This window comes from Candidatus Hydrogenedentota bacterium, assembly GCA_012523015.1.
In the GTDB taxonomy this organism is placed as follows: Bacteria; Hydrogenedentota; Hydrogenedentia; order Hydrogenedentales; family CAITNO01; genus JAAYBJ01.
The window spans coordinates 1-3,174 of sequence record JAAYJI010000093.1 but is presented as its reverse complement, the minus strand read 5'-3'; the positions used below and the strand labels follow the sequence as shown (position 1 = coordinate 3,174).

The window sequence follows — 3,174 nt, the reverse complement described above, 5'->3', positions numbered from 1 at the left end:
CTAGCTTGGCCTTGAACTTATCCGTGAATTGTCTGCGTTTCTTGCCCATCTGCATCCTTTCTTTTTGACCATTTAAAGGATACAGATTCCACTTAAGACAGTGGTACTAATTTCGGGGTAAACCGCATATAACTTATATTCCGTAATAAGTCAAGATAAACGTTCTCGCGGAACATCTGACAAAGAAATACGAAATAAGGTCACCGTGTATCCCCTCCGTATTCCAAAATCGTCTATAGCCCCTACCCACATGTGCATCATGTCTTGGTGACTATTCGTAGTTACCCTTTTGACGGGAATTCTTATTTCACCACTCCTGACGATGCCTGCCGGCTGCCACCCCTACGAGGAAAAACAAAGCCGGTCTTGGTTCCCACGGCTTTCAAGTAAGACAGGGATGGGATGGGATAGAATATTTCCAGCGGGGTCGGCGCGATAGCGGAATATTACCAACCCAAAACCCAGGCCGGCGACGAACCCGCCGGACCAACCAAAAAGGAGCCACGCTCATGTTAACCAATCCGACCCTCGACAAACTGCAACGCCTGCGGCTGACCGGGATGTACGACGCCTACCGCGAACAACTCGAATCCAGCCGCTACGACGCACTCGGCTTCAACGAACGCTTCGCCCTGCTGCTCGACCGCCAGGAAGCCGAACAAGACACCCGGCGCTTGCAGGCGCGCCTCAAAAAGGCCAAACTGCGACAAAGTGCCTGTGTCGAAGACATCGACTACCGCAAGTCCCGGGGCTTGAACAAGCCCCTCGTGCAGGCCCTCGCCGAATGCCACTGGCTGCGTGGTCACGAAAACTGCATCATCACCGGACCCACCGGCGCGGGCAAGAGCTACCTCGCCTGCGCCTTCGGCAACCAAGCCTGCCGAAGGGGCTTCACCGTACGTCACTTCCGCGCCCCGAGGCTCTTCCAAGAACTGGCCATCGCCCGAGCCACCGGCCGCTACGAACGCATGCTGCGCGCCCTTTTGCGCACCGACCTCATCATCATCGACGACTGGGGAACGACCCTCCTGGCGGATGAAGAACGAAGAGACCTCTTCGAGGTTATGGAAGACCGCTACGACCGGGCTTCCACCCTCATCGCCGCACAAGTGCCCATCGAACACTGGCACGAAACCATCGGCGACCCCACCCTGGCCGACGCCATTCTGGACAGACTGATCCACAACGCCCACACCATCACACTCAAGGGAGAATCCATGCGAAAAAGAACAGCCACTTGACTTCTCGCCCCACACTCGATTACAAATACAAACAACAGTTGAAGCACCCGCGTCGCTACGCTCCGATTCGTCCGGAAAAAAGGGACCGATTCAATCGGAATACCAGGGCGGAATCCTTCGGAATCAGAGGGCGATTTCCTTCGGAACAAGTGGGCGGAATCGTCGGAATACGCATCCAATAATAGTTTTACTGCTGATGGCCAGGCCAGCACGACTTTCGCTGGGATCAGTCCCTGCGTGCGAACGGTCCCAATTTCCTCGTTTATGGGGAGGCTCAAAGCCTCATGACGAATTGCCCATTTCATACACAGCATCGAGCAGGGCGAAGTTTTCCTTCTCATTTTCGGAAGAAAGCATGACGGTGCCCTGCACCAAAGCGGACACTTTCTTGGATATTCCCGGAAGAGACAGATACTGCATGGGTGATTGTTTCCTGTTAACGACTGATTTACAGAGAAATGGCTGACCCTACTGTATGATGGCAGAGGAAACACCGCTTTTCCAAACCTATTTCATGGCCCGGCTCGCGTATGAATGATAATCTTATCAAGAAAACAGTCCAGTTTATTCGAGAGGGGGTTGACATCTGGCCGCAAATGGTTTAGAATTTTACATAGCATGTTAACATATGTTTGTAATAATTGCAGATGACGTAAGCGACTGTCATCGCTTATTGACAAGGAGGAGAACGTATGAATATACAATTGTTTTCCATACGCGCGAGGACGGCTTCCATGGGGGGCATCACAGCAACATGGGTCTTCCTCCTCTTACTCACGGGCAGCGCTTCGGCACAGATATTCAAATTGCCGCCCATACTCACGGGACCCCGTCCCACCGAATTGATGATCTTCCCTTTAACGCATTGGTCCACAAGCCACGACCTCTATACGGTGAATGCCGATGGTACGGGATTGAAGGCGTTGACGGACACGCCGGAAAACGAGTGCCACCCGGCGTGGTCGCCGGACGGCAAGCAGATTGCCTTCGCGCACGCCAAGGGCGGCCATATCGTTATCGCTGTCATGAACGCGGATGGGGGCGGAGTCCGTGATCTCATGGAACCGGATTTAAGTCAATCCGTTGAACGCATCAACTGCACGCCCGCCTGGTCGCCCGACGGTAGGCAGATCGCCTTCGGCACCAACCGCGACGGAAACCATGAAATTTATGTCATGGGCGCGGACGGATCAGACCCGCATAACATCACCAACAATCCCGCAGCCGACGCCTTTCCCGCGTGGTCGCCGGACGGCAAAAGAATCGCTTTCAATTCAAACCGCAGTGGGAATATGCAAGTCTGCCTGTGCGACACAGACGGATCCAATCTCCGATGGATTACCTCCGGGCAGGCGGCCCACCGATTACCAACCTGGTCAGCGGACGGAACGAAGCTTTTGGTGACATCGCAAGTCGCGCACGAAATGCCGGTCCTTCAAGTCGTGGATGTTCAGTCCCTGGAAAAGACGCCTCTCGATATCGCGGAATCAGGCATGTGGGGCGCCTGGTCGCCCGATGAGACCCATATCGCCTTCCTGGAATACGAGGAAGGATCGCTTCGGCTTGCCGTGGTCGACCGTGCCACGAAAACGAGCGTCCAGATTGATGTCGACAAAGACGCGACAGGCGGTCGTTCCGAATCTGGCAACGGTCAGCCGGAATACAGTTGGGTTTCGTGGGCGCCCGACGGCAAGAAGTTTGTATTCGCTTTTGGAAGAGGACCGTCAAGAAATACGTCCGCCCTGGATCCGCCTTCATTACCCTACCGCATGTTGTATCTGGGCGCCCATGGTGAGTTGTTCACGGCGAGCCCTGGAGCTGGTCTGAATGCAAATGATCTCCGTATTGCGCCCTTGGACGGCGGATTCGCGTTGGTCCATACCGGCCCGAAATGGTCCGGCACCTACGCCATCGTCCACCCGGATTGCCGCAT

General features: G+C 54.8%; 3 protein-coding genes. 2 read left to right on the top strand and 1 reads right to left on the bottom strand.

All coding sequences use genetic code 11. The annotated features are described in order from the left end of the window. Positions 1–509 precede the first annotated feature (509 nt). The gene (locus GX117_04260; protein ID NLO32556.1) at positions 510–1,241 is read left to right on the top strand and encodes an ATP-binding protein; all 732 of its coding nucleotides are present in this window, start codon (positions 510–512) and stop codon (positions 1,239–1,241) included. A 282-nt stretch (positions 1,242–1,523) separates the two neighbouring features. On the opposite strand, the gene GX117_04255 is transcribed toward GX117_04260, so the two are convergent. Next, positions 1,524–1,661 (bottom strand): hypothetical protein, encoded by a 138-nt coding sequence (locus GX117_04255; GenBank protein NLO32555.1) that lies wholly within the window; start codon positions 1,659–1,661, stop codon positions 1,524–1,526. A 272-nt stretch (positions 1,662–1,933) separates the two neighbouring features. On the opposite strand from GX117_04255, the gene GX117_04250 reads away from it, so the two are divergent. Then, on the top strand, positions 1,934–3,174 hold a 1,241-nt coding region (locus GX117_04250; protein NLO32554.1), incomplete at its 3' end, for a hypothetical protein.